The following is a 19,956-nucleotide window of genomic DNA, read 5'->3' as shown; positions in this document are numbered from 1 at the left end:
CTCACACGCCCTTCACCTGGGTCTGGCCGCCGCTGACCGTCACGGGGGCGCCGTTCGGGGCGCACACCGCCTGGCTGTCCTGGAGCAGCACAGGGGAGCCGAGTGAGGTCACCCGGGTCGCGGCCGAGGTCCACTGAGCCAGGACGCACGGCATCGGTGAGCCACCGGCGTTGAACGGGCAGCCGGTCACCGTGTGCGGGGCGCTCATGACCGTGATCGGGTTGCCGCCGACCCGGACGCGCGGGCTCGGCATCGTGGGGGAGGCGCTGCCGCCGTGCGTGCAGGACACCGTCGCGGAGGCGTCGAGGAGCGGTCCTGGCACTCAAGTCACCTCCAACGCACCGTCGTTGAGCGAGATACGGGGGCCCTGAAGGCTGATCTTCGCGCCCGTGCCGCTGTCGATCTCGATCCCGTTCGCCGACAGGACGATCTTCTGCCCGGCCGCGGTCCGCAGCGTGATGCCGCCGCTGCCGGGCGTGTCGTCGAGGAGCAGGCTCGCCCCGTCGGCCGTGCGCAGGAGCACCTTGCCCGCCTGCGGCGGGGTGACGGCAGCGCTCGGCATCTCGGCCGCCGACCCCCACCACGAGCCCGACCAGATCGGCCGGTCCTGGTCCCCCTGCTCGTACTCGATCCACACCCACGCCCCTTTCGCGGGCAGTGCGAGAAAGCCCATCCCGGCCCCGGCGAACGGCATGCACGGCAGGGCCCAGCCGCTCTCACGGTCGCCGAAGGCGGGCATCCGAGCCTTGATCCGACCGGTGCGGTCCGGGTCGTCGTTGTCCACGACGACCCCCCGGTACTTCCCGAAGTAGGTGGCCTCATCGCTCATACCGGAACCCCCGGGGTCGTCGTGCCCAGCCCCTCCCGGCTGATCCGGAAGCGCTGGGTGTACTCACCGCGTGCGAGCTTGTGGGTGACGGAGTCGACCAGGTATAGGCCGTCCAGGGACAGGCCGCAGCCGCGCACGCCCACCAGCCTGCGCGGGCGCAGGACATGTCCGTAAACGGCGGTGTCCAGCTCGCCCTCGCCCGACACCGCGTTGGGCGCCGCTGTGGCCGTGGCGAGCAGTGCGGTCGCCGCCGTGGCCGCGTCCTTGCCCGGGGTGGTCCGCAGCTTCGTCGACCGCAGGGCCGGGGCGGGGGAGGCGGCCAGCGGCGGGATCTTCAGGGAGGGCAGGGCCGGAATTGGAAGGCTCAGTTTGAAGAAGGGGTCCGTGAAGACGCCCTGGGGCTGGACGGGTTCGAGGGCGTCGAAGGAGAAGGACAGGGACTTGACGTTCGACATCGAGCCCATGTCCTTGCTCAGGGCGGGCTGGGGCAGTCCGAGGCGGTTCTCGGGCCCCCAGTGGGCGGTGTTGACGCCGAGGGTCAGGGGGGCGACGTAGAAGACGAACCCGTTGCGCTTGGCGATGCGTTCGAGGAAAGCGTGGTCCGTCTCGTGCTGTTGTGGGGTGTGGTTCACGGACAGTGGCACGTAGGGGGTTTGCGTGACGTCCGGGAGCAGGCCGAAGCGTGCGTATCGCGCGATGATGCGCGTCGCGATCGTCGAGTCCGACTGGTTCTCGAACGTGTCGTCCCTCTGCTCCAGGCTCATCACCCCGCCGATGACGTCCTGTCCGGTGAGGGTGAGCGTGTCCCCACTGACCTGCTGATGGGTGAGGGTCCCGTCCATCAGGATGTGGGGGACGATGCCGGTCAGTACGCCGATGACGAGCCTGGTGCCTGGTGCCAACAGCGGCTCACGCAGCAGCGGGAAGTCGAGCGTGCGGTCCTTGACCAGGGAGAACGCCAGCTGGAATCCGTCCCCCTTTTCGCGGTCGGCGGTGACCTCGGCCGAGGTGAGGGCGTGCAGCACGGACGGCGGAGCGGGGCGCGGCACGGTCGCCCCCAGCCACAGCAGCAGCCGTGTCCCGAGATCCGGCACGCCGTTCACCGCCTCGCCATCGCGATACGCACGAGGCGGCCCACCGCTTCGAGTTCGGCGGGGTCGAGGACGGAGTTCGCGTCGCAGATCATCCAGAACAGCGTGGGATCCCCGGCATACCGAGCCGTCAGTACGTCAAGACGCTCGCCCTCGGTGACCCGGTGCTCGGCGAGGACCGGCTGGTCCTCGTACGGGGGGATCATGCGACGCCGGGTGTAGGCGACGGTCCGCAAAGTCCCGTCGGCTTCCGGCACTTGGAGGTGGGCTGTCTCCACCCCGAGATAACGGCTGTTGGCCTCGTACGCCATGTCACCCTCCCAGTCCGGCGAGCACTTCTCGTCCCACGTGCGCCGCCATCGACAGCGCGCCGGCCTCGCTGACCAGCGGCACGTCCGGGTGGCTGACGACCTTGAGGCCCAGATCGACCTTGGCGCGGATCGGGTTGAGCGCGGTGTCGAAGGCCTCCTCGGTGACGGAGAACTCCGTGACCCGCACCGGGAGGATGCGCTGGGCGCCCCAGACGAGGACGGTCAGCGGAGCCTGCGCGGGGAGGATCTCGACGACTCCGGCGCGCAGCAGCGCCTCGTTGGCGATGACCGTCGCCGCGGCGGGCTGCACCAGCAGTTCGAGCCGCGCCAGCGCGGGCGCGATGCCCACGGCCCTGGTCAGCTGGTCGCCCTGCTCCAACTGGTCGGTGGCGTCCAGCTCGACGGCCAGCTTCAACGTCTGTTCCGCGAGCCCGGCGAACCGGAAAGGGCCACTGCCGCTCTGGTCACCGGCCGTGCGGGCGGTGAGGGTGCGGGTGAGGGTCTCCGGATTATACTGGAAGACGATGACGCCGGAGGCGGGGCGGAGGGGGTCGGTGGTCACCAGGGCGCCTTTGAAGAGGGGTGGGGACATGGGGCTCGACGTCATTTCGCTGCTCCTGTCGATTTCGGTTTTGCCTCAATCCGCCTCTTGGCTTCCTGCTTGGCCTCGTGCAGCAGTGCGGTGAAATCCCTTTCCTGAGGAGTCATTTCGCCTTCCGGCTTCGCCAGAAGCTGCTTGAGTTCCCATCCGGCTTCGCCGAGCTCGATGAGGTAATTACGTGTCGTCTTCAGGGCGATCCGCTTCTTGACCTGACCGAGTTTGTCCTTGATGAGGTCGTACGCCGCGCCGCGAAGTATCTTCACGATGTCCAGCGCCGCAGCCTCGTTCGCGGCGATCTCTGCGGGGATCACGCCCCTGCCGTGGTAGGAGCTGGTGGGCGCGAGGGTGAACTCTGCGCCTTCAACCAGTTCTGGATGGGCCTCGCGGGCGGCCTTCAGCCTGTCGATCAGAAGCCGCGAACAGAGCTGGCAGGGACCGCGGTTGACCGCGATTCCCACCGTCTGCTTCGTCGCTTCAGGCTTGATCTTGCCGACCACATTAGTGATCACTTCGTCCCAGTAAGCGCTGACGAGCGCTGCCTCGGCGTGGCCGGACGGGCTGTTGCTCTGCTTCTCTTTGTAGGGTGCTTTGTTCAGGGACAGGGCCGCGTATGTATTCCAGCCGCTCTTCTCGAACCCCTTGAGCGGAGTGCCCTCGCCGAACAACTCGGCCCACTTCAGCCGCACTTCCTCCGGCGCGCTCGCGGTGGCGACCAGCCGGCCGTCCAGGTTCGCGTCATCGGTGACCTGGAAGTGCAGTGACGTCAGGCCGCGTGGCCGGAACTGGCCGAAGACGGACGAGATGATCTCCGGAATCTGCGCCACCCGGGTCAGCCGCCCCGTGGCCAGACGGCGGGACGCCGCCTTGAGGGCGTCCTGCTTGACGGTCGGGCTCTTCGTGCCCGCCGCGGGGGCACCGCCCTTGCGGGACCCGAACGCCCCCGCGGCCCGCTGGAGCAGCCCGTCGATACCCCGGTCGACCACGCCCCGTATCCGCTCCACGATCTCCCGGACCTTGTCGCCGACACCCCCGAGCCCGAGCACCCGGGCCAGGAGGTCGATCGCGAGGGGCAGGAGCCGGGCCAGGACGCCCTCCACCGCCGCGGAGGCCTTGCCGATCACGCCGCGCGCGATGTCGCCGATCGCGTTCACCACGCTCGCGACCAGCTCGCCCAGACTGCGCAGCCGGTCCCGCAGGAAGGTGTAGAGGTTCCAGAGGGACAGGACCAGCTGGACCAGCGCGCCGACCGGCGAGAAGAGCGAGGCCAGCTTGGAGATCGCCGCCATCACGACCCGCTCGACGAGGAAGTTCCGGATGGCGCCGAAGACGGTGTCCCGAACCGACGCGACCGAGTCCATGATCCTGGCCCAGAGCGCCGACCAGCCCTGAGTCACCAGCGTATTGATGAACTCGTAGACGACCGTGAGGCGTTCGACGTTCTTCTCGCCGATCAGCCGAGCCGCCTTCACCCGCAGCCGGTCCCACGTCAGGCCCAGGATCTGCCGACCGAGGTCGAGCACCCCCATGACGTCGAACGTCCGCGGCACCACGATCCCGGCACCGCCGAGCGCGCCGGTCAGCCAGCCCACGAGACCGGCTTGGAGATGCGTGCCCAGATTCCGGGCAAAGCCCCGTACGCCCCCGGACACCGCGTCGAGGACGTGCCCGAGGAAGACCCCCGGTGAGGACACGATGATCTGCCACGTCTCCCGCGCCCGCCCGACGAACGCGTAGAACGCACTCGGCTCCACCCCGAGCAGCGCAAGCACCGCCCCCAGGACCTTCCGCGCCAGCATCCCCCAATCCCCGGACACGACAGCCCCGATGACGGTGATCGCTGTCGTGACCGCGCTCCGGAAAGCGTCGATCGTCGCCATGAGGGCGGTGCGCAGCTTCTCCGTCAGCGCCTGGACACCGGCCTTGAGGCCGTTCGCGATGTCGTCGACCGCACGCGTCGCGCGCGCGGCCGCCTGGTCGATGCGCCGCGTCAACGCCCGTGCCAGCTCAGGGAAGATCCGCCCGAGGAGCCCTTCCACCGCGGCCTTGAGCAGCGTCGCGAAGACGGCGATCGCCTCCCGGAGGAAGGCCGCCACCCCGTCGATGAGGGCCAGCACGGTGGCCTTCACCGCATCGAGGACCGCGTTGACCGCCGCCCGCACGGCGTCGAAGATCACGCCGATCGCGCGCACCAGCGCCTGGAAAGCGGCCCTGACCCAGCCGACGGCACGGTCCCACCAGCTCTCCTCCTCGGCCGCGCGCTCGGCCCGGGCCTTATCCGCTACGGCCTTCCGCTCGCCCTCGGCCACGTGCCCGTCGATCCGCGTCTGCGCGCCCGCGTACTCGGCGTGGATCTTCTGCCGGTCCTCGGCGACCCGCGTCCGCATCCGCTCCTCGTCGGCCTGCCGTCGTGTCTCGGCGTCGGACGCCACGCGCTCGACCTCGCGCGTCTGCGCCTCCAACGTCTCCTGACGGGCCGTCTGGACGTCCTGCCGGGCCTCGGTCACGGCGTCGGCCTGCTGCTGCCGCGCCGACTCGTTCAGGTCGGTGGTGGCGCTCTCCGCCTCGGAGACGGCCGCTTGCCGGGCCTCGTCACGGGCGGCCGTCGCCACCTCCACCTGGTCCGCGACACCGGCGGCCGACCGCTGCATCGCCGCCCGCTGCTGTTGGTCGAACGACGCCTGCACCTCCGCGGGCAGCCCCAGGGCGAGATACCCCTGCGGCCCGTCCACCGGGCCCTGCGGCGCGGCTTCGGCGAGCGGTACGGCGATGGGCTGCACCACCGGCTCGCCGACCGTGAACCGCGCGTCGACATCCCGCGGCTGGACCCGCTCGGCGCCCGGACCCTCCAGCACGGCACGGGCCGCCTCGGCACCGGCCACGCCCGCCTCGTCGCGCGCGGCCGACTGCGCCGCCGCCAGATGCGCCGGGTCCTGGTCCCCGGCCAGCGGGATCTCGGGCACCGGCCCCAACGGCCGCCGTAGAGCTGAGTCTTGAGTGCGTACGGCACTCAGGGAGGCGTCGATCTGGTTGGCCACGACCACGGGGGCGGCGGTGGTGAGCTGGTTGAAGGGGAGGGAGACGTCCTGCGGGGGCTGATACGCGTCCGGCGTGGCCTGGATCTGCGGCTGCGGCTGCGGTGCCGGGGCGGCGGGGGGTCCGGACACGTCGATCGTGCGGGGCGCCGGGGCCGTGACCGTCGTTGGCCCGGGGGGCAACGATGCCCCGACCAGGCGGGCGCGCAGCTCGGGGACGCCGGATGGAATCGACTGCGCCTCGTCGTTGGCCAGGCGTGCGACGGCGTTCCCCAGGCCGGAGGACTGGTGGGCCTTGGCGGTCGGGGGCGCGGCGGCGAAGGCTCGTAGCCACTGGGCGGCGGAGGCCGGGGCGGGCTGCTTTGCTGTCGGCGCCGGGAGGTCCCTGAGTGCCTTGGGGGCCTTGAGGGCCGCCTCCGGCAGTGCGGCTGGGGTCGGGGATGCGGTGGGGGGCGAGGGCACGGTGGGGGCTGGGAGTGCGGTGAGGGCCGGTAGAGCGGCGGGCGCCGGCTGCGGCTCCTTCGTCTCCGACGCCCGCACGGCCTCAACGGACGTCGGCAGCCCGTCGCCTTCCGCCGCCCCGCCCACCGACGGCGACCTCCGCAGCAACGCCACCGCCTGCCACGGCAGCGCGGCCTCGACCGAGACCGCTTGCGCCGCGCCGAAGGAGAGGGCCACAGAGTCGGCGACGCGCTTGCCCACCGGGTGGGTGGCGCGCTCGTTCTGTTCCTCGGCCACCGAGAGGGAGCCGTGCTCGTTCCGCCCTTCGGCTACCGAGAGGGCGCCGCGCTCGGTCTCTCCCTCGGCCACAATCGCGGCGACGTGCACGGCCTCGCGCTCCGCCGCCGCCCCAGGCGGAACCACCGGCGAGGGGCCGCCACCCGGCCCCGGGCCGACCCCGGCGCTGGGCCCACCCCCCGGCACCGCCCGCTGCAAGGCGTGCACCACCTCATGGGCCACCACAGGAAGTTCCGGCTCACGCTCCGCCAGGAAGATGCGCCCGTCCTGAACCGCCCCAAGCGCGTCGTACCGGTCGAGAGCCGAGGCCACCTGCGGCCCGCTGTAGACGGGGATGGAGTCCAGCGGTCGCCCGAAGCGCTCCTCCAGCCGGGACTGGTGGGGCAGAGGCACACGCTCGGAGGCGGGAGCGGGCAGCGCGCGCGGGACGGTCCGCTTGGAGGGGCGTGGAGTGCCGTCGCGGCGCCGTTCGGCGGTGGCCTTCATCCCCCACCACCCCCCGCCTCACCGAAGACCGCGTCGTAGAGGCGGACGGCCAAAGCCCGTACCAGCCCCTCGTCGCCACCGTGTCTGTCCCAGCCCAGGTCAAGCACGACGCGCGAGCGGTCGGCCGACGCGGACAGCCATCCGTCCGGCACCCCCCGCTCCGCGACCAGCTGCGCGAAATGCCTCTCGACTCCCGCCCGCAGAGCGCGCTCGCCGCACTGCCCGACACCCTCGACGGTCAGGCGGCCGATGGTCAGCTCGAAGGTCACGTCCATCCGCGCACCTGCGCTTCCGGCAACGGCCGGTCGAGCTTGGCGAACTCGGTGCGGGCGGCGCGCAGGACGTGGGCCATCCGCACGGGCGTGTCCTCGGCGGCGGCGTGGAAGGCGGCGTTGAGCGCCATCGTGCGGATGCTGCCGCCGGCCACGTTGAGCTGGCCGAGCCGTCCGAAGTCCAGTCCCTCCAGGGGCACTTGGGGCGGGAAGACCCGGCGCCAGATCCGGGCGCGGGCCGACTCGTCGGGAAAGGGGAACGGCACCACGAAGCGCAGACGGCGCAGGAAAGCCGGGTCCAGGGCCTCGCGCAGGTTCGTGGTGAGGACGGCCAGGCCGTTGTACGTCTCCATGCGCTGGAGCAGATAGCTGACCTCCAGGTTGGCGTAGCGGTCGTGGCTGTCGCGCACCTCGCCCCGGCGCCCGAACAGCGCGTCGGCCTCGTCGAACAGGAGGATGACGCCCGCACCCTCGGCCTGGTCGAAGACGTCGGCTAGGTTCTTCTCGGTCTCGCCGATGTACTTGCTGACGACCCGGCTGAGGTCGATACGGTGCAGATCCAGGCCGAGTTCGGTGGCGATGACCTCGGCCGTCATCGTCTTGCCCGTCCCGCTCGGCCCGCTGAACAGCGCGGAGATGCCGGTGCCCCGGCTGCCGTACGCCTCGAAGCCCCACTCGCCGTACACCTTCGCCCGGGCCCGCACCTGAGCCGCCAGGTCGCGTACGACGGACAGCTGTTCCGGGGGCAGCACCAGCATGTCCCAGGCCACTCGTGACGTGACGCGCTCGGTGAGATGGTCCAGTCGAGGCCGGGCGCGCTCGCGCACGAGATGCCAGAACCCCTTGGCGTCCCGCTCCTCCTGTACGGCGAACTCGGCAGCGGTCGCGCGGATGGCGGCCGGGTCGAGGTCGAACCACTCGGCGGCCCGCGCGACTTGGCCGTCGAGCGCGGCCGCCGCCGGACCGAGCGCGCTCGCCCAGACGAGCAGCCGCTCCTGCGCGGTCGCGCCCGGGATCGCGAACCGCACGTCGGCGCGGCGGGTAGGCAGAGCATGCCGCGCCAGCACCACCACCGGCCCGGACAGCTCGTCGGCCAGCCGAGCGGCGGTCTCGCCCGAGCCACTCACGGCGTCGACGGCGACCAGCACCCCGGCGAGCACGGCCTCCCGCTCCAGTCGGCGCGCGAGAGCCCCCCGCCCGGCACCTTCGGCGGGTACGTCGGCCGCATCCAGGACGGCCACGACGAGCCCGTGCTCACGCGCGGCGGCGCAGGCGACGGCCGTCGCCGTGTCCGCCGACCGGCCCAGAAGCTGGACCACCGGCGCCGTCCCCGCCGCCAGGGCCGCGGCCGCCTGCTCCGCAATCCGGGACTGCCCCGACGTGAGGGCGGGCGTCTCGCCGGGAGTCCGCAACCCGGTCGACTCGTCGAGGTACCGGACCCCGACAAGCGCGTGCAACACCCGTTCGGAAAGATTCAGTTCGCGTGTCGTGAGGATCTGACCGGAACCGGCACCGGAGCCGAGTTCGACGAGCCTCCAGCGCCGCAGCGGCGCCTGCGGGGCCAGCGCACTCCAGTGCGGCTCGGGCAGCACGGCCAGCGCCACCCCGAACGTCACCGCAGCAGGACCCGAACCGTCCGCCGACCGCAGCAGTTCCCGCCGTGCAGCGGAGTCGAGTTCGACGGCCGCGCCCAATATGAGCACGTCGCATTCGAACCCGCTCAGTCCGAAGGCCTCGCGCAGCGCGGTGATGACCGGCGGCTGCGCCATCCCGGCCTGGATCTCGGAGAGTTCGGACGCGATGGCGGTGACGTCGGCGTCCGGCCCTTTCGCGAGCAGCGCCGCGGCTCGCCGTACGAGCAGCGTGGTGCAGCGCTGGTTCTGAGCGGCCCAGGAGGTCGTCATGGCACACTCACCCGCGGTTCCACAGGGGTCCCGTCCTGGGCCGTGTCCAGGGGGCTGTGGGCGCCGGAGACGACAAGGCGGACCAGATACTCGCCGCCGGGCAAGTGGGTGAACGGGACGGCGAGGTCATTGGCCTCGGCAGGGCTGCCAGGCCCCTCGCGGCGATCGCCTAAGAAGGCGAACCCGGCCCCGCTGCCGACTGGGTCGAGCAGCACGGACACGTCCTGCGCGGCCCGTACAGCCGGATCGACCGTCACTCGAAGAGTGCCGCTATGCAGCCCGGCCGAGTCCACCGCCAGGTCGGTGACCGAGACCTCGTAGCCACCAGGGGCGTGACGGATCCGGGGGTGCACGACGACTGGGCGGACATTGGAGCGGCCGGACGGACGCAAGCGAGGCGGGGTGCCCAACCGCCGTCGATGCTCCACCACTACAGGAACCGTGCCCGCCGGGACCGTACTTGGGACGGTGGCAACCAGTCGATCAGGGCTCGTCGACGACGGCACCGCCTCGGAGTCGCCGAACCGGACGACGGTGGCCTCGTCACCGGCCAGATCAGCCCCGGTCAGCGCCACGGAGCTCCCTGCGAAGAGTGGCTCCCCGGGGTCCGGGGACGCGACCACCCGGTGCAGCGCCGGCCCGCGCGAGGTCGACACGACCAGACGCCGTTCCCGGACCGGAAGCGGGGGCGCGGGCGCCGACGGCGGCGTCAGCAGTACGGACTCGGCCCGGTAGGCCACCGACAGCCGGTAGTCCACCTGGAAGAACGACGACCACAGTCCGGCCAGGTCGCCCGTGCTGAGGGGCACCGGTGTGAGCCTGATCAGATCCGGCTGGGCGGCCACGTCGACCCCGGCGAGCGGGTGGCCCGGAGCACGGGACGCGGTCATCCGTGCGATGTCCGCGCGCGACAGCACCGGATGGAAGTGCAGCGCCCCGGCGACGCTGCCGAGCATCAACTGGGGCTCGTACTCGCTCTCGTTGCCGGCGAAGGTCAGCAGGTAGTGCAGGGTGAGGGCGGCGTGGGGGCGTATACGGAGCTCGCCGTCGGCGGCACGGGTCGGCAAGTCCTCGTTGCGCCAAGCGGCGTTGGGCTCGACCCGGTAGAGGAACACCACCACCTGCGGGTGCGCATCCGTCAGGCTCTTGTCCGGCCGTCCCGCCGCGGCAGTGGCGCCGGGCAGATCGCGGCCCACCACCTCGTCCAGCAACTCGACGACGGTGGCCGTCACTCCCGCGAGCGCCAGATGGTTGCTCATGACCGCCGCCGGGCTCGTTCGAGGTAGGCGTCGAGGGTCAGCGGCGAGCTGTCTGCGGCGGCGGCCCGTGCCGCGGGGGCGGAACGGTGCGTGGGGGGCGGGGGCGGCGCGGGGTGCGCCCGTACGTCCACGCGGTCGATACGCACGCGGACGACGACGTGCTGGTCGGATGCACGGCGGGGGATGGCGGCGGGAGTGCGCGAGGGCGAGCTGGCGGTCAGCGGGCCGACAGCGGGGCGCTCTTCAGCGCGCGCGACAGGTTCAGGCGCTGGAAGCGGGGCCTGCGGTTCGGTCGTCGGGAGCTGGGCGTCGGGCGCAGGCGCAGGGGAGGGGTGTGGCGGTCGTACGACCGTAGGCGTCTGCCCGTTAGGGCGGTCCCGGTCGGTTCGGGTGACTGGCGGCGGTTTCGGCAGAGCGTGCGTGGAGGGGTGCGGTTGCTGCTCCCCTCGTACGGCGCGAACCGGTTGAAGGTCTGACGGGCGCTGGCTCGGCTGGGTCTGTGCGGTGACAGGCGTGGCCGCGGGTTGAGGGTCGCCGGGCGACGGCGGATCCTCGGCAGGTTCGGGCACCTTCAGAACCTCAGGCTCCTCCCGGGCCCCAGGATCCTCCACGCCCCCGGGCGCCTCCAGCATCCCGCCCGCCTCGCGCACTTCAGGCACCCCCGATCCCGCCCCCGCATCCCCAGACAACCCCCCGCCCTGCTCCACCTGCCCATACAGCCCCACACGCGGCGGCGTCAGCAGGCACGCCGTCCCCTCGGCCCGGTCCAGCAGCCGGTCGAAGTAGTCACCCATCGCGCACCAGCCCCAGATACCCCGCCCGGCGTGAGACGGGCAGGGCGAGCACGTCGCTCTCGCGCCAGCCGTAAGCGCGGGCTAGGACATGCACGTCCCTCATCAAGCGCTGCCCCCACTCCGCCAGTTCGCACCAGGCGTAGTGCGCGGGATCGAGGACCGCGGTCCACGAGCCGCCGCACTGCGCGCAGACCAGGCACAGCCGGATTTCCGCGAATGGGTCGGCCTCGGCGACGGCCCGGACCACCGAGTCCGCCACCGGCGGCGGGAGTTCGGCGGCCCCCACCGGCCGCCCACCCCGCTCGGCGTCGACCACACACGCGGCCAGCAGTCGAAGTCTCGCCTCGGCCCGGTCGGGCGCGCGCAGCGCGTGGGTGAGGTCCGCGCTCGTCAGCGCCCGACAGGTCACCGTCCAGCCGTCGAGTTCGACCCGCGCCGGAGTGGTCGAGGGCGCAGCGAAGCCCTCGAACTGATTGAGCGTCAGCGTGCAGGTCATCACGTCGGCGCAATGCGGGCAGGTGTCCTGGACGTTCAGCGACGCACCGAACTGGGCACTGCGCAGCCGCAGAATGTGCTGATCCCGCACCCCGAGTGGCAGCTCGGCAACCGCGACGTCGCTCGCCGAGCTCTCCGCTCCGGCCAGCAGCAGAGCCCGCTCATGCGGCGAACGTCCCTCGCCCGCGTCGAGCAGGCCGAGCAGGGCCCGTTCGTCCGTCGGGCGGCCGTTCATCACACACTCGGTTCGCTGAAGGAGGGCTCGGTGGGCTCGGTGACGTCGTAGTCGCGCTCCCAGCCCTCGTTCTCCAGCTTCAGGCTGGTGATCAGCACGGCGTTGGCGTTGGCGTCGAGCTCGGCGGTCGCCTGGTACTCGGAGACCCAGCAGCCGAAAATCCGGTAGGCGAGGGCGAGTTGGCCCGCCTCGTTGTAGATCTCCAGGGTGATGTCCTTGCGGAAGTCTGCGAGCGACACCTCGGATCCGAGTCCGGCGCCGAGGTTCCACACCTTGTTCGCCCAGCGCTCGAACTCGGTGTCGTGCGTGACGCCTTGCTCCAGCGAGATCGCTTCGTAGGCCGAACGCCCCGGCTGTGGGCGGCCGTTGCTGGGATCACCGCCCGCCCGGTGGGACACCACCTCGGTGGTGCGCTTGAGAGGGCTGACCTTGCTGATGCCGGCGACGTAGCGACCCTCCCACATCACCCGGAACTTGAAGTTCTTGTAGGGGTCGAAACGCTGGGTGTTGACGGTGAACTGCGCCATGATCACGCCCCCGGCCGGATCTGCTGGATGCTGATGACGACGAACTCCGCCGGTTTGACCGGTGCGAAGCCGACGACGATGTTGACGATGCCGCGGTCGATGTCCTCCTGCGGATTGACCGTCCGGTCGCACCGCACGAAATAGGCCTGGGCCGGAGTCGTGCCTTGGAAGGCGCCGCGCCGGAACAGGCCCTTCATGAACGCGCCCACGTTGAGCCGGATCTGCGCCCACAAGGGTTCGTCGTTCGGTTCGAAGACCACCCATTGTGTGCCGCGGTAGAGGCTCTCCTCGATGTACAGGGCGAGTCGCCGCACGGGCAGAGACGCCCACTGGTTGGCGAGTTGGTCGGCGCCGACACCGGTCCGGGCGCCCCACACGACGCGGCCCGCCGCGGGGAAGGTGCGCAGGCAGTTGACGCCTTCGGGGTTGAGCTTGCCGTGCTGCTGGTCGGTGAGCCGCACGGTGAGCTCGGCGACGCCGTTCAGCGTGGCTTCCTGGCCCGCGGGAGCCTTCCACACGCCGCGGGTGGCGTCGGTGCGGGCGATGACACCGGCGACGGCGCCGCAGGGCGCGAACGTCCCCAGCCGGTTCTCGCGCAGCGGGTCGGCGACCCGGATCCGCGGGTAGTAGACAGCGGCGTTGGCGGAGCGGGTCATGAGCGAGGGCACCGCGGCGGGCACGTCGACCGGGTCGGTCCATCCTTTCGGCGGGTCCACGATCAGCATCGCCCGGCGGTCCGCGCAGTACTTCGCGGCGCTGTCCCAGGTGCCCTGGTCGGGGTCCACGTCGGGCGTGAACGGCGGAATGCACAGCAGGTTGAACAGGTCCGCTCCGTCCAGGGCGTAGATTCCCTTCCTCTTGTCCTTGAGGCCGCTGTGGGACACCTGGGCGGCGCTGATGCGTCGGCCGTCGTCGCCGCCGGTGAAGGCGACCGGCTCCTGGGTGACTTGGGGCCGGCCGGCCGGAGCCGGTGCGGTCGTGTCGACGGCGGCCAGCCGGGACTGTGCGGAGAGGATGTCAGCGACGTGGCGCGGATCGCCCTGGGCCGTGGTCAGGTTGAGATAGCGCTCCTCGGACATGACCTGGCGCGGATTGGCGGCCGAGACCTCCAGCAGGGTGAGGTGGAAGGCCGTGCCGTCCGTGGGGTGCGACGGGACGACGGCGCGCACCTGCCGGCCCCAGGTGCCGGGCGCGGCGGCGAGGAGCCGCAGGGGCGTCCCGCCGTCGGCGGGTACGTTGGCGGCGGCACGGTCGCCGTCCGTATTCGCGGCGCTCGGACCGTGCACCCGGACGATCAGTGCCTCCGAGCCGCCGTTGGCGAAGAACTGCGCGACGGCGTGTCCCATGGGGCTCTCGTCCCACAGGTCGCCGAACCGGCGGACGTACTCGCCGAAGTCGTTGACGGTGGTGGGGGAGTCGGCCGGACCGCGCCGGGCCCGGCCGACGAAGGCGGTGATGGAGGTCGACACCCCGGTGATGACCCGCACCCCCGAGTCGAGCTCCTGGATGTACACACCGGGATAGGACGTAGTCACCATGGTTGAAGGACCCTTTCGTGAGGGACCGGGTGTCCGGACGGACGAGGCGTTCAGGGAGTGGGATCGCGCCCGACGAGGATGTCGACGGTGACGTCCGCCGCGGTGCCGTTGCTCAGCCGCAGCGCTCCCGGGGCGTCGGCCAGCAGCCGGACGGCGCCGGATCCGATCAGCACGAAGGGCCCGTCGAGGGGGTAGTGCGTGCCCCCTCCGTCGGCGCTCACCGTGATGGCGGCGGCCGGTCGGCTCGCCCGCACCACGAGCATGCTCAGCTGCTTCGGGACCTTAGCCGGCTGCACCTCGACATCGACGTCCTTGGCCCCCGCAGGAAGAGCGACGCTCAGCCGGTCGTAGGCGTCCACGCCGACGGAGTCCGAACCGGACAGTGACGGCCCGCCGTCGACGCTCACAGTAAATGACCAGCGGATGATTTCAGGCACCCTGCCCCCTTGAATGCCGGCGAGTTCAGGTATTGCGGGGAAATACACATCACTAGCAATCGAGAGATGAGGTTCCGGTATGAGCTTCGACGGGGCAAGGTTGCCGGGTTCACCGGCCTTGCGTAGCCAAGTGGCAGCAGTGTGCCGCGACCGAAATCGATCAACAAGCCCTTTGGTGTAATTTGTTACCCGTGATATGAAGAGTGGAAAATGTCCTCGGATGTGACGAGCCCAGAAGGGCCGGTGTGCGTGTCAGTCGGATTGCGCCGGTTGTAGATCTCGTCCGTGTCCTGCTTCCAGAAGTCCTCCCGATCGACAACCTCACCAAGCGCATAACGGACGAGACGACGCCAACCTGGCGAGGAACTTATTAGTATATATAAAGGGCAGTCCACCTAGATCAAACGCCCTGTTAGAGGTCGTTTTCTCCCGGTGTTTCATCCCGGAATTGGTGTTTGATCCGTTGATGCCGGATCGCGCCAGGAGATGGCGGCCTCGCCGGTGAGGCGGCGGGCCATGAGGTCGGTCATGGCAATGTGGATCATGGCTTCGGAACGGGCGGGCAGGGTCTCGTAGTCGCGGGCCAGGCGGCGGTGGAACATCAGCCAGCCGTAGGTCCGCTCCACGGTCCAGCGCCTGGGCAGTGGGGTGAAACCCCTGGTCCCGGGCGTGCGTTGGACGATTTGCATATCGATGCCGAGTGTGGCGGCGTGCTCGATGAGGTGTTGGCGGTAGCCGCCGTCGACCCAGACCTCGCGGACCGTGGAGTGGGTGGCGGCCACGTGGTCGATCAGGTGGGTGCCGGCGACGGAGTCCTGGACACTGGCCGCGGTGACCAGCGCCGCAAGCAGGAGACCGAGGGTGTCGGTCACGATGCTCCGTTTCCTGCCGACGATCTTCTTCCCGGCGCCGATGCCCTGGCCGGAGAGGGGAACGCTGGTGGAGGTCTTGACGCTCTGGGCGTCGCGGTGAACTGCGTGCAGTCGTTGGTGTTCCCGCTCGTTACCACGAAGGAGAGCGGTCGGCCCAGGGCTTCGCAAGCGAGGTGAATCCTGGCTGCAGGACTCGCTCGCCACTGCATCGCGGAGGGCTGGCCGGTGGTGGCCTGGATCGTCGCCGAGGACGAGGTGCAGGCGATGGCCGGGATGGACCGGCTGGCGCGGGCTTTGGGCCTGACCGCGCGGGAGGACGACTCCGTGACCGCCGCACGCAAAGCCCGTGCCTGGTTGGAGACCGAGGCTGGACCGCGCACTCTGCTGGTCTTCGACAACGTGCCCGATCCGCAGGCTGTGCGGCGATGGCTGCCGGCGGCCGGGGGCGCCCACACCGTTGTCACCAGCACCAGCCACACCTGCGAGGACCTGGGCACCCCGGTCCGGGTCGAGGCTTTTGCTCTTGACGAGGCGCTCGCTTATCTGCAGCACCGCACCGGCCTGCCAAACGACACCGACGCGCGGGCCCTCGCCGAGGAACTGGGCTGCTTGCCTCTGGCACTGGGGCAGGCAGCCGCAGCGATGCGCACCCAGCATCTCACGTACCGCACTGTGCTGGACCGCATCCGGGCGATGCCCCTGGACCAGATGCTGTTGACCACTCCAGGCGACCCATATCCGCACGGCGCCGCGCAGGCGGTGCTGCTGGCCTTCCGAAGCGTCGAGGACGCCGACCCGCTGGCCCGCTCCCTGGCCGGGCTCATCGCCATCCTCTCGCCGGCGGGCACCCCGCGGACCGTACTGCACGCCTGCGCCGACCTCGAAGAAGGGCGCGAGCGGATCACCGCCGCGCAACTCGACGCGACGATCGGCCGGATGGCCGATGCGTCCCTGCTGGCCTTCACCCTCGACGGCGAGACCGTCCTCATGCACCGCTTCACCCAGCGCGTGCTGCGCGACCGCTCCCGGCACACCGGCACGGTCGAGGAGCTGAGACTCCTGGCGGCACGGATGATTGCTGCCTGCCGCCCGGCGCGGGCTGAGATGTGGGATCGCAGACAGCTGGTCAAGCACCTGATCCTGCAGACGGATGCACTGTGGCCGCCAGGCGTGCCGCAGACCGCGGACCCAGCGATACGCGAGCTTCTCTTGTTGCGCGTATGGGCGGACCAAGCCCTGTGGGGCATCGGTGATTCATCGGCGGTCCTGGACCGTGGCCCGGGGCTGGTCGCGGACTGTGAGCGCCTGCTGGGCGACGATTGCGAAACCACCATGCAGGCCCGCTACGGCCTGGCCCTCGCCTACGGCGACCTGGGTCGGCACGACGACGCGATCCGGCTGAACCAGCGCATCGTGCACTGGTACACCGCCACTCTCGGCCCGGAGCATCCCGCCACGCTCAACCTCCGCAACACCCTCGGGAACAACTACCTCGAGTCCGGGCGGGACTTCGCCGACCCGGTGCGCCTGGAGACTGCCGTCAGCTTGCACGAGGAAACCCATGCTCGCTACGAACGGCTCGTCGGACCCGATGACGCCCTGGCGTTACGGTCCGGCATCAACCTCTCGCACGCCTACCGCGAAGCCGGCCGGATCTCTGACGCCGTCCTCCTCGCCGAGAGGATGCTGCGTGAGAGCGAGCGTGCTGTCGCCCTGGCCCCTGACCGCGCCATGCGCCTGGGCCGGCCCACCACGCGGGCTCGGGCTGTGCTGGCGCAGGCATACGCGGCGGATGGGCGAGCCGTCGAGGCGCTTGCCCTGATGGAGGAGGCGCTCGGCGAGGCGAGCGCCGATCTGGGTGCAGACAATCCGGACACCTGGGACTACCGGTGCAAGAGAGCCGCGATACTCAAGCAGGCCGGACAGCCTGATGCGGCAGTCGCCGAACTCCGCCAAGCTGCAACGCATTTCGCTGACGTGTTGGGGGAGAACAGCGCCACCACACGCCGGGCCATGGTGCAGCTGGCGGACACCTGCCGCGGGGATCGCCGCTTCCTCGAGGCGATCGAAGCGTACGAGCAGGCGCTGTCGATCTGCACTCACACGCTTGGCACGGACAATCCGATCACCGCGCGGGTCGCCCGTGACCTCACCGAACTTCACGACCGCTACGGCCGAACACAGCGAGCTCGCCGGGCGCGACGGCTGCTGGGCAGGCGGCGCACGCCCGCCACGTGACCCGTTCTCGATCACCGCCGCCCACCGTGTGGGCTCGCCCCTACCCGTGACTCGGCGCACTGTCCTGCGCGCCCACTGCCTCAACTGCCCGCCGGGTTCGTGGTGGGCACCGTGTGTCACAGGCGTTTCATGTTGCGGTGGCCCTCTTGCGTCTGGCTCGGCGCCCTTCGTACTCTCGTCTGGGTAACTCGGGGGATGGTCCGACGTCCTAACGGCCGATGCTCAGTCACCGGGACTGTGTGAGGCAATGAGCCCAACTTCATACGCGGCCTGTACGTCGGCAGGGCCTCAGTTGATCACAGCGGATACCGTGGTGGTCGATCTGAGACCTGCCATCCGTGTTTTCCCGGCCCGCGTCCCAGCTCGACTGCCGTGTGACAGGCGGGAGTCGGGAAGTTGGAGCAGACGATCCTTTTCGTGCTGGCGGCGTGCAGTGTCGTCTCTGCCGTCCTCTTCGGCGTGAAGCAGCTGCTGGACCAGTTACCGGACATGATTGTCTCCTGGCATCGAGCCGTCGCGGCCTGGCGCCGCAGCGGCGATGAGCCGCCGAGGCCTGCACCTGAGCCCAGCGGTGACGGCGGTGGCGACAGTGACGGACAGCGGCTGGCTCCGTGAAGCCGCGTTTGTGCTGCCCGGTTGGACCGCAGGCGGTGCCGGGGAACGCATCTGTGGATGCGCTATGCGTTCCCCTTCACCTGAGCCGCTGCCGGAAGCCAGGCGGCCGCGCTCCGCTGCCCGGCCCGGTACGCCCGTCCGCGGAACCCTGTGGCTTGTGGCCGGTCACACCGTGCCCGTCAACTACCGGCATGCGGGTCCGTCGTTTCGGTGATCCCCCTCAGGTTGGCCGTCGCGATGGGATAGCCGTCGCCAGACTCGCTGTTGTGACCGACCCCAGTACCCCCGACCCTGCTGCCGAGGACTCGCCCGACGGTGCGGGCTCCACGACTGTTGGCGCAGTCCGCGTGGTCCGCTTCCCGCTCGTGCGGTGGGTCCTTGCCCCGCGCACGACCTGGCGGGCACGGCGTGTGGCCGCTGACTTCGGTGAGGGGATGGACGCGAAGACCGCCTGGGCGATGGCCCGCCTCGCCCGCCACCCCCACGAGCACGGCTATGTTGCGGCCCATCTGGACGACGGCCGCCGCGCCGCAGGCTGAGGGCAGCTCCAGGAGTTCGGGGCTTGCGAGGGTCGCTTCGCGGCCACGACCCGGTCGTCGCGGGACGACGAGCCGCTGGATTCGAACTGGCGCCCCATCGACCCGGATCGGGACGACTTTGAGCCCTGCGGCAGGCAGGAGGCGCCGTGGCCCGATGACTGCACGGTCTTCTACTGGTGGCGCTGGCGGGACAGTCGATTCTGGCGCCGCAGCAGCTGAGGTGGGTCAGCCGGCTGGCTCGCCCAGGCGGGTCAGGTGCCCGACAGCGTGAGGCAGCCACGCGACTGCTGCTCGGCCACCAGGGCGCGTGAGCCGCCGGTGGCGGACAGTTCCGGCACGGGTTGTAGCACGATTAGGCGGGGATGAAGCCGCCCCCGCTGCTGCTGCGCCACGGGCTTTTGGCTGCTACGCCCGGCGTGTAGTGGGTGCACCGCCCGGGCATGAGCCTTTGCCGCAAGATCCGACGTGATGACGAGCGCCGCACCGGCGACTCCTCGACGCCTGCTCCGCGGCCCTCGACCCGCACCGCCTGCAGCCGCTCGGCGATTTCGGGACGACCGTCTTCTTCGGAGTCGGCAACGATCCCGGCGAGCCGTGTTCGCCCGGCGGCTGCACCTGCCCGGAACGGGGGTGGATCCTCTATCCCGGGTCGAGAGGCAGGGTGGGTGCCGGCCGGCAGCCTGGGGCCCTGGCGGCCGTCAGCCGGCCGGGGCTGGCGTGTGTCCGGTCTCGTATCGGTGAAGCGTCCGCGGTCCCGCTTACATCAACATCATCCGGCGGTAACCTGCCGGCTCATCACATCCCTGGGGGACCATGACGAACAACCAGCCCGGCCAGCCCGCTGCCCCGCCGCTTCCCGAAGCTCCGCCCCCGCCCGCTGGATCGCCCGCCGTCACCCAGGCGCCGCGCAAGGCACTCAGTCCGCTTGCCGCTGGCGTGGTCGGCCTGGCAGTGGGTGCGGGGCTTGTCGGCGGCATCTGGGCCGTTACCGCCGCGAGCGGGCCGGGCCAGCCCGCAACGTTCACCATGGAATGAGGTTCCCCCGAGGTGCGGCGGGTGGTGACAGAGGGTCAGATGGTTCTCATGAGAGGAGCATCGATCATGGCTGCACCCAGGAAGTACTCGCTTGAGTTGCGTGAGCGC

Annotated in this window: 16 protein-coding genes and 1 pseudogene; 3 read left to right on the top strand and 14 right to left on the bottom strand. The window is 70.7% G+C overall.

Annotation, left to right across the window (positions count from 1 at the left end):
- Nucleotide 1: 1 nt before the first annotated feature.
- From ACWDRW_RS34940 to ACWDRW_RS34875, 14 genes and pseudogenes are all read right to left on the bottom strand, one after another.
- Entirely contained in the window at nucleotides 2–322 is a 321-nt protein-coding gene (locus ACWDRW_RS34940) for a hypothetical protein (protein ID WP_451730823.1), read from the bottom strand.
- A complete protein-coding gene (locus tag ACWDRW_RS34935; protein ID WP_451730820.1) occupies nucleotides 323–829 on the bottom strand; it encodes a phage baseplate assembly protein V in 507 nt (168 codons plus the stop codon).
- Nucleotides 826–1,923, bottom strand: a complete 1,098-nt coding sequence (locus ACWDRW_RS34930) for a hypothetical protein (protein ID WP_451730818.1) — start codon at nucleotides 1,921–1,923, stop codon at nucleotides 826–828. The genes ACWDRW_RS34935 and ACWDRW_RS34930 overlap by 4 nt, the downstream gene beginning before the upstream one ends.
- A 5-nt stretch (nucleotides 1,924–1,928) precedes the next feature.
- Entirely contained in the window at nucleotides 1,929–2,231 is a 303-nt protein-coding gene (locus ACWDRW_RS34925; protein WP_451730815.1) for a hypothetical protein, read from the bottom strand.
- Nucleotide 2,232: 1 nt separating this feature from the next.
- Nucleotides 2,233–2,838: a CIS tube protein gene (locus ACWDRW_RS34920; protein WP_451730812.1), complete on the bottom strand. Its 606-nt coding sequence runs from the start codon at nucleotides 2,836–2,838 to the stop codon at nucleotides 2,233–2,235.
- Nucleotides 2,835–7,088 (bottom strand): eCIS core domain-containing protein, encoded by a 4,254-nt coding sequence (locus ACWDRW_RS34915; protein WP_451730809.1) that lies wholly within the window; start codon nucleotides 7,086–7,088, stop codon nucleotides 2,835–2,837. The genes ACWDRW_RS34920 and ACWDRW_RS34915 overlap by 4 nt, the downstream gene beginning before the upstream one ends.
- Nucleotides 7,085–7,363 (bottom strand): hypothetical protein, encoded by a 279-nt coding sequence (locus ACWDRW_RS34910; protein ID WP_451730806.1) that lies wholly within the window; start codon nucleotides 7,361–7,363, stop codon nucleotides 7,085–7,087. The genes ACWDRW_RS34915 and ACWDRW_RS34910 overlap by 4 nt, the downstream gene beginning before the upstream one ends.
- Nucleotides 7,354–9,264 (bottom strand): ATP-binding protein, encoded by a 1,911-nt coding sequence (locus tag ACWDRW_RS34905; protein WP_451730803.1) that lies wholly within the window; start codon nucleotides 9,262–9,264, stop codon nucleotides 7,354–7,356. Before ACWDRW_RS34905 ends, ACWDRW_RS34910 begins: the two co-directional genes overlap by 10 nt.
- On the bottom strand, nucleotides 9,261–10,523 hold the full coding sequence (locus ACWDRW_RS34900) for a DUF4255 domain-containing protein (RefSeq protein WP_451730801.1): 1,263 nt from the start codon (nucleotides 10,521–10,523) through the stop codon (nucleotides 9,261–9,263). Before ACWDRW_RS34900 ends, ACWDRW_RS34905 begins: the two co-directional genes overlap by 4 nt.
- Before the next feature lie 786 nt (nucleotides 10,524–11,309).
- Nucleotides 11,310–12,047 (bottom strand): hypothetical protein, encoded by a 738-nt coding sequence (locus ACWDRW_RS34895; RefSeq protein WP_451730799.1) that lies wholly within the window; start codon nucleotides 12,045–12,047, stop codon nucleotides 11,310–11,312.
- A complete protein-coding gene (locus ACWDRW_RS34890; protein ID WP_451730796.1) occupies nucleotides 12,047–12,574 on the bottom strand; it encodes a phage tail protein in 528 nt (175 codons plus the stop codon). Before ACWDRW_RS34890 ends, ACWDRW_RS34895 begins: the two co-directional genes overlap by 1 nt.
- A gap of 2 nt (nucleotides 12,575–12,576) precedes the next feature.
- On the bottom strand, nucleotides 12,577–14,112 hold the full coding sequence (locus ACWDRW_RS34885; RefSeq protein ID WP_451730793.1) for a phage tail sheath family protein: 1,536 nt from the start codon (nucleotides 14,110–14,112) through the stop codon (nucleotides 12,577–12,579).
- Nucleotides 14,113–14,162: 50 nt separating this feature from the next.
- Nucleotides 14,163–14,549 (bottom strand): hypothetical protein, encoded by a 387-nt coding sequence (locus ACWDRW_RS34880; RefSeq protein ID WP_451730790.1) that lies wholly within the window; start codon nucleotides 14,547–14,549, stop codon nucleotides 14,163–14,165.
- Between the two features lie 437 nt (nucleotides 14,550–14,986).
- A pseudogene (locus ACWDRW_RS34875) lies at nucleotides 14,987–15,520 on the bottom strand (transposase); the annotation flags it as partial.
- A 126-nt stretch (nucleotides 15,521–15,646) separates the two neighbouring features.
- Between ACWDRW_RS34875 and ACWDRW_RS34870 the strand changes: the two are divergent.
- From ACWDRW_RS34870 to ACWDRW_RS34860, 3 genes are all read left to right on the top strand, one after another.
- Nucleotides 15,647–17,659, top strand: coding sequence for a tetratricopeptide repeat protein (locus ACWDRW_RS34870; RefSeq protein ID WP_451730787.1), 2,013 nt, complete (start codon nucleotides 15,647–15,649; stop codon nucleotides 17,657–17,659).
- A gap of 396 nt (nucleotides 17,660–18,055) precedes the next feature.
- On the top strand, nucleotides 18,056–18,274 hold the full coding sequence (locus ACWDRW_RS34865; RefSeq protein ID WP_451730784.1) for a hypothetical protein: 219 nt from the start codon (nucleotides 18,056–18,058) through the stop codon (nucleotides 18,272–18,274).
- A gap of 266 nt (nucleotides 18,275–18,540) precedes the next feature.
- Complete coding sequence (locus ACWDRW_RS34860; protein WP_451730781.1) at nucleotides 18,541–18,813, top strand: hypothetical protein; 273 nt, start codon at nucleotides 18,541–18,543, stop codon at nucleotides 18,811–18,813.
- Nucleotides 18,814–19,956: the final 1,143 nt, after the last annotated feature.

The organism is Streptomyces sp. NPDC003635 (assembly GCF_053587635.1).
The sequence above is the reverse complement of the archived record's forward strand: the minus strand, read 5'-3'. Positions and strand labels throughout refer to the sequence as shown.